This is a genomic window from Pseudomonas sp. SED1 (assembly GCF_034044025.1).
Classification (GTDB): Bacteria; Pseudomonadota; Gammaproteobacteria; order Pseudomonadales; family Pseudomonadaceae; genus Aquipseudomonas.
Map to the genome: position 1 here is coordinate 24,437 of NZ_JAXCIS010000225.1, position 6,006 is coordinate 30,442.

Below are 6,006 nucleotides of genomic sequence, written 5' to 3' on the forward strand. Positions count from 1 at the left end.
AAGTTCATCTTGTCGGAGAAACCTAGCGATTAAGTAGGAAATTTCACCTTCGCTATTGAATCTCGGGTATATGCCCTCATTGCATAGAACATGCACATGAAGCGGCAGGTTTTGGTTCGTCTAAGAAGCCTGCGCCCCCATTGGAGAAGCAGGCTTATGAAATCGCTGTCCGACGTAAAGTTCTCGACCCTCGACCTCGTGCCAGTGCGTGCCAACGGCAGCCCGGCGCAGTCGCTGCGCAATTCCCTGGACCTGGCCCAGCATGTAGAAAAATTCGGCTACAACCGTTTCTGGGTGGCCGAACACCACAATATGGACGGCATCGCCAGCTCGGCGACCTCGGTATTGCTGGGCTATCTGGCAGGCGGCACTTCGACGATTCGTGTCGGTTCCGGTGGCGTGATGCTGCCCAACCACGCGCCTTTGGTGATCGCCGAGCAGTTCGGCACCCTGGAAAGCCTGTACCCGGGCCGCATCGACCTGGGCCTGGGCCGCGCACCTGGCTCCGACCAGATGACCGCCCGCGCCCTGCGCCGCGAACGTTCCGGCAGCGCCGACGACTTCCCGGAAGACGTAGCGGAACTGATGGCCTACCTCGGCCCGCGCACCCCGGACCAGCGAGTGATCGCCGTGCCCGGCACCGGCACCAACGTGCCGGTGTGGCTGCTGGGTTCGAGCCTGTTCAGTGCACAGCTTGCGGGCGAACGCGGTTTGCCTTACGCCTTTGCTTCGCACTTCGCACCGCGCCTGATGCATGAAGCGATTCGCGTCTATCGCAACCACTTCAAGCCTTCGGCCGTGTTGGACAAGCCCTACGTGATGCTCGGCATCCCGTTGGTGGCCGCCGATACGGATGAACAGGCTGATTACCTGGCCACCTCGGTGTACCAGCGAATCCTCGCTTTGATGCGTGGGCAAAGCCTGGTGCAGCGCCCGCCGGTCAAGACCATGGACGGCCTGTGGCTGCCCCATGAGAAAGACGCTGTAGGCAGTTTCCTTGGCCTGGCCATGGTGGGCAGCCCGCAGAAGATCCGCGCCAAGCTGGAAGTGCTGGTGGAGCAGACCGGCGCTGATGAGCTGATCTTCACCTGTGACCTGTACGAGCATGCCGACCGGATTCATTCCTATGAGCTGCTGGCCCAGATCATGAAGGGCTGAGTCCAGGAGTAGGGCGGGACGCGGAGCATCCCAGGCTGCATTCCCACGCGGAGCGAGGGACCGATCAAAAAAAACCGACGCACTTGCGTCGGTTTTTTACGTCTGCAACACGGGATCACCCGCGCTTGTAGGCGATTTCCTTGGTACCGGCTTCACAGCTGCCGACAACCTCGTGGTCACTAGGTGCAGCACCTTTGTCCACGATTTCCAGGGAGTAGCCCGAAGCGCCTTTCGCGTCGATTTTCGCCGCGATCTCGCTTTTCAGCTCTTCACAAGGCTTGCCCGCCGCCAGGGCTGTGCCCGCAATGCTCAACAAACCTACCGCCAACAAAAAGTTCTTCATCCGTCACTTCCTTGGGTTGATCGAAAGGAAGCACGTCGCCGCTCGTCACGTCGACGTGCCTAAAGGTTGTAGCGGAGTTTATGGCAATCGGCCAGCGCGCAAGTTCAACCGGCTCAATCAACTACTGGCAATTCGGAACCCCACCTTGAGGGTGACCTGGAAATGCGCGGCCTTGCCGTCCTTGATATGACCGCGGGTTTCGGTCACTTCAAACCACTCCAAGTGCTTGATGCTCTTGCTGGCTTCGGCCAAGGCATTGTTGATGGCTTCCTCGATGCTGGTGGTGGAAGAGCCCACCAGTTCGACTTTCTTGTAGGTGTGATGATCACTCATAAGGTTTTCTCCTGGGGTCGTTAATGAAGCCTAGCAGTGAATTCTCGTACTGCTTCTGGCGACCATTCCCATACGAAAGTTCAGATTTACTGCACTTTCTGAAACCGCCGCAGTCGGAAACAACACACGCCACTCAATCACTCCAGGAGAGCCCACATGGCCAACACCTCTTTACGCAAAGCGTCATTGGAAAGCATGGAAGCCGAGATTTCGAGCCTGCTCAAATCTCTGGAAAGCCTCAAGGACGATGCGTCTGACGAGTCGCGCAAAACCTTGAAGGCCCTGAAAAGCAATGCCGAGAATGCTCTCAAGCATTCCCGTCACCTGATCAGCGATGCTTACGAAGAAAGCAAAGTCAAAATCCGCGAAACCGGTGTTGCGACACGGGACTACGCGCAAGAGCACCCATGGACTACCGCTGGCGTCGCCGTTGGCGCGCTGGGCCTGCTGGCTGCTTACTTGCTGTGCAAACGCGGCGACTAAACAACCTGGCGCGCAAGCTCAGCCTTGAGCCACTGCGCCAGTTGCCGGGCGCGCCCATCCGCGGCGCGCTTGGGTAGCCACAACGCCAGTTGCGCCGGGGTTTCACTGAAACCCCACGGCGCAACCAGGCGACCCGCTCGCAGGTCCTCTGCCACCAGCGGCTCAGGCGCAATTGCCACCCCCAGCCCGGCCACCGCCGCCTCCAGCAAATAATACAAATGCTCGAAACCCTGACCGTACTTCAACGCGCCAGCGTCGATTCCGTGGTGCTGCGCCCAGCTGGGCCAGGCTTGTGGGCGCGAAGTGGTGTGCAATAAGGCTTGATCCAGCAGGGCTTCGGCAGGTGCCTGGCGTAAACGCTCGTAATCGGCAAATCGCGGGCTCATGACCGGGCCGATGCGCTCGCTGGCCAATTCGTACACCTGCATATCCGCCGGCCACGGCGGCTCAGCGAACACCAGCAGCGCGTCCAACCCGGGGCGACGCGGGTCGAGGTCGCCTTCGCCCGCCGACAGATGCAGGCGCAAATCCGGCAGATCGGCGTTCAGGCGCCCCAAACGCGGAATAAACCAGCGCGCCAGCAGACTGCCGGAGCAGCCGAGCACAAATGGTGCGTCTGCGCTGCTTTGTGTGAGTTCTGCGCAGGTGTCCCTCAGACGCTCGAACGCCTCAAAACTCGCATCTCGCAGGCGGATGCCGGCATCTGTGAGTTTGAGGCCGCGCCCGTCCTTGACGAACAGGCTGACACCGAGGTGTTCTTCCAACACCTTGAGCTGCCGGCTGACGGCGCCATGGGTCACGTGCAGTTGCTCAGCGGCCTGGCTGACGCTGTTCAGGCGTGCAGCCGCCTCGAAAGCGCGCAGGGCGTTCAGGGGTGGGAGGTCTCGGCTCATCTGTGAGTTTTCCTGACAGGTTGTGGCGATCTTATCGGTTTTCACGTGGAAGCGTCAGGGGTAGAGTGACCGTCATTGCCAATTACACATTTTCTACCTGGAGCGTCCCATGACTCAGACCCAGACCGATTTACGCAACGGCCCAGACGCCAATGGCCTGTTTGGTTCGTTCGGCGGCCGCTACGTGGCGGAAACCCTGATGCCGTTGATCCTTGATCTGGCCCGCGAATACGAAGCGGCCAAGATCGATCCGGCCTTCAATGAAGAACTGGCCTACTTCCAGCGCGACTACGTCGGACGCCCAAGCCCGCTGTACTTCGCCGAACGCCTGACCGAATTCTGCGGCGGCGCCAAGATCTACCTCAAGCGCGAAGAGCTGAACCACACCGGCGCCCACAAGATCAACAACTGCATCGGCCAGATCCTGCTGGCGCGGCGCATGGGCAAAAAACGCATCATCGCCGAGACCGGCGCCGGCATGCACGGTGTGGCCACCGCCACCGTCGCCGCGCGTTTTGGCCTGGACTGCGTGATCTACATGGGCACCACCGACATCGAGCGCCAGCAGGCCAACGTATTCCGCATGAAGCTGCTGGGCGCTGAAGTGATCCCGGTAGTCGCCGGCACCGGCACCCTGAAAGACGCAATGAACGAAGCCCTGCGCGACTGGGTCACCAACGTCGACAGCACCTTCTACCTGATCGGCACCGTAGCCGGTCCGCACCCGTACCCAGCCATGGTTCGCGACTTCCAGGCCGTGATCGGCAAGGAAACCCGTACCCAACTGCAGGCCCAGGAAGGCCGTCTGCCCGACAGCCTGGTGGCATGCATCGGCGGCGGTTCCAACGCCATGGGCCTGTTCCACCCGTTCCTGGATGACACCAGCGTCGAAATCATCGGCGTTGAAGCGGCCGGCTACGGCATCGAGACCGGCAAACACGCGGCCAGCCTCAACGGCGGCGTACCGGGTGTGCTCCACGGCAACCGTACCTTCCTGTTGCAGGACGACGATGGCCAGATCATCGACGCCCACTCGATCTCCGCTGGCCTCGACTACCCGGGCATCGGCCCTGAACACGCTTGGTTGCACGACATCGGCCGCGTCCAGTACACCTCGGTGACCGACGACGAAGCCCTCGACGCCTTTCACAAATGCTGCCGCCTGGAAGGGATTATTCCTGCACTGGAAAGCGCCCACGCCTTGGCCGAAGTATTTAAACGCGCGCCGACCTTGCCGAAAGATCACCTGATGGTGGTCAACCTGTCCGGCCGTGGCGACAAAGACATGCAAACCGTGATGCACCACATGGAACAGTCCAAGCAGGAGAAACACTGATGAGCCGCCTGCAAACACGTTTTGCGCAACTGAAAGAACAAAACCGCGCCGCCCTGGTGACCTTCGTCACCGCTGGCGACCCGGGCTATGACACCTCGCTGGCGATCCTCAAGGGCTTGCCGGCGGCCGGCGCCGATGTAATCGAGCTGGGCATGCCGTTCACCGACCCGATGGCCGACGGCCCGGCCATTCAACTGGCCAACATCCGTGCACTGACCGCCAAGCAGAACCTCACGAAAACCCTGCAAATGGTTCGCGAGTTCCGCGAGGGCAACAGCGACACGCCGCTGGTGCTGATGGGCTACTTCAACCCGATCCACATGTACGGCGTGCCACGCTTTATCAGCGATGCAAAAGAAGCCGGCGTCGACGGCCTGATCGTGGTCGACATGCCGCCCGAGCATAACGGCGAGCTGTGCGACCCGGCCCAGGCTGCCGGTATCGACTTTATCCGCCTGACCACGCCGACCACCGATGACGTGCGCCTGCCGACCGTACTCAACGGCAGCTCCGGGTTTGTGTACTACGTTTCGGTGGCCGGTGTGACCGGTGCCGGTGCCGCAACCCTGGAACACGTTGAAGAAGCCGTAACCCGTCTGCGTCGGCATACCGACCTGCCGATCAGCATCGGTTTTGGTATCCGCACCCCGGAGCAGGCCGCTGCAATCGCCCGTTTGGCAGACGGCGTGGTGGTGGGTTCGGCACTGATCGATCACATCGCCAATGCCAGCAACGATCAACAGGCCATCGACGGTGTATTGACCCTGTGTTCAGCGCTGTCGGAAGGTGTGCGCAACGCCCGTAAGTAAGCGGCTCGTAAGCGGTAGGTAAAGTTCCTGATACAGAGGAATCAAGCCGGGAAATCAGCACCTAAGCTAACAAGACCAAGGGATTTCGAACGTGGTTCGAAATCCCTTTTTGTTGTTTGTGCAGTTGAGGAAACCCCTGATGAAGATACCTAAACGTGTGATAGCCAGTCTGGGTGTGCTGTTGCTCGGCGCCAGCGCGCTGGTGCAAGCCGCACCGTATGACCAAGGCGGCGGACCTGACCGTGGCGGCCCGCCGGGCCAGCAGAACGATCACCGTGGCGATGACCGTCGCGGGCCCCAGGACAATCACCGTGGCGGGCCTCCTCAGGATTTCGGCCCTGTGAGACAGGTCATCCGCGATAACCATGGCGACTTCCGCCGTGGCGCACCGCCGCCTCCCGGTATCCACCTGGTGCGCGGCCAGCGCCTGCCGCCGAACTACTACGGCGAGCGCCTGGACCCTCGGGCGCTGGGACATCTGCCGCAGTACCCTGGTTATGAATGGCGCCGCTCGGGTGGGGACATCGTGCTGATCGCGATTGGCACCAGCATCGTCTATCAGATTCTGGATGGCGCGCTGTACTAGTAGCTCCCTGTAGGAGCGAGCTTGCTCGCGAAAAACGTTAACGATACCGCGGGGCATCTGACACC

At 60.9% G+C, this 6,006-nt stretch carries 8 protein-coding genes; 5 read left to right on the plus strand and 3 right to left on the minus strand.

The window, feature by feature from the left end:
- Positions 1 to 156 precede the first annotated feature (156 nt).
- Complete coding sequence (locus tag SNL23_RS27930; protein ID WP_008439586.1) at positions 157 to 1,158, plus strand: LLM class flavin-dependent oxidoreductase; 1,002 nt, start codon at positions 157 to 159, stop codon at positions 1,156 to 1,158.
- Positions 1,159 to 1,273: 115 nt separating this feature from the next.
- Here the strand turns inward: SNL23_RS27930 and SNL23_RS27935 are convergent, their stop codons facing one another.
- A complete protein-coding gene (locus SNL23_RS27935; RefSeq protein ID WP_318304324.1) occupies positions 1,274 to 1,501 on the minus strand; it encodes a DUF1161 domain-containing protein in 228 nt (75 codons plus the stop codon).
- Positions 1,502 to 1,618: 117 nt separating this feature from the next.
- On the minus strand, positions 1,619 to 1,834 hold the full coding sequence (locus SNL23_RS27940; RefSeq protein WP_017848986.1) for a dodecin: 216 nt from the start codon (positions 1,832 to 1,834) through the stop codon (positions 1,619 to 1,621).
- A 156-nt stretch (positions 1,835 to 1,990) separates the two neighbouring features.
- On the opposite strand from SNL23_RS27940, the gene SNL23_RS27945 reads away from it, so the two are divergent.
- Positions 1,991 to 2,317 carry a DUF883 family protein gene (locus SNL23_RS27945; protein WP_003170746.1) on the plus strand — a complete coding sequence of 109 codons (327 nt, stop codon included), beginning with the start codon at positions 1,991 to 1,993 and terminating at the stop codon, positions 2,315 to 2,317.
- Here SNL23_RS27945 and SNL23_RS27950 read toward each other — a convergent pair.
- Entirely contained in the window at positions 2,314 to 3,210 is an 897-nt protein-coding gene (locus SNL23_RS27950; RefSeq protein ID WP_076013295.1) for a LysR family transcriptional regulator, read from the minus strand. The genes SNL23_RS27945 and SNL23_RS27950 overlap by 4 nt on opposite strands.
- A gap of 109 nt (positions 3,211 to 3,319) precedes the next feature.
- Between SNL23_RS27950 and trpB the strand changes: the two genes are divergently transcribed.
- The 3 genes from trpB (at position 3,320) to SNL23_RS27965 (ending at position 5,941) form a co-directional block, all read left to right on the plus strand.
- Complete coding sequence (gene trpB, locus SNL23_RS27955) at positions 3,320 to 4,546, plus strand: tryptophan synthase subunit beta (RefSeq protein WP_318304326.1); 1,227 nt, start codon at positions 3,320 to 3,322, stop codon at positions 4,544 to 4,546.
- A complete protein-coding gene (gene trpA / locus SNL23_RS27960) occupies positions 4,546 to 5,355 on the plus strand; it encodes a tryptophan synthase subunit alpha (protein WP_008439583.1) in 810 nt (269 codons plus the stop codon). The genes trpB and trpA overlap by 1 nt, the downstream gene beginning before the upstream one ends.
- A 139-nt stretch (positions 5,356 to 5,494) precedes the next feature.
- Positions 5,495 to 5,941, plus strand: coding sequence for an anti-virulence regulator CigR family protein (locus tag SNL23_RS27965; RefSeq protein WP_167664627.1), 447 nt, complete (start codon positions 5,495 to 5,497; stop codon positions 5,939 to 5,941).
- Positions 5,942 to 6,006: the final 65 nt, after the last annotated feature.

Bases quoted from the DNA above. Each gene is read 5' to 3' on its own strand.
- SNL23_RS27965 (WP_167664627.1), top strand. From the start codon at position 5,495: ATGAAGATACCTAAACGTGTGATAGCCAGTCTGGGTGTGCTGTTGCTC.
- SNL23_RS27945 (WP_003170746.1), top strand. From the start codon at position 1,991: ATGGCCAACACCTCTTTACGCAAAGCGTCATTGGAAAGCATGGAAGCC.
- trpA (WP_008439583.1), top strand. From the start codon at position 4,546: ATGAGCCGCCTGCAAACACGTTTTGCGCAACTGAAAGAACAAAACCGC.
- trpB (WP_318304326.1), top strand. From the start codon at position 3,320: ATGACTCAGACCCAGACCGATTTACGCAACGGCCCAGACGCCAATGGC.
- SNL23_RS27950 (WP_076013295.1), bottom strand. From the start codon at position 3,210: ATGAGCCGAGACCTCCCACCCCTGAACGCCCTGCGCGCTTTCGAGGCG.
- SNL23_RS27935 (WP_318304324.1), bottom strand. From the start codon at position 1,501: ATGAAGAACTTTTTGTTGGCGGTAGGTTTGTTGAGCATTGCGGGCACA.
- SNL23_RS27940 (WP_017848986.1), bottom strand. From the start codon at position 1,834: ATGAGTGATCATCACACCTACAAGAAAGTCGAACTGGTGGGCTCTTCC.
- SNL23_RS27930 (WP_008439586.1), top strand. From the start codon at position 157: ATGAAATCGCTGTCCGACGTAAAGTTCTCGACCCTCGACCTCGTGCCA.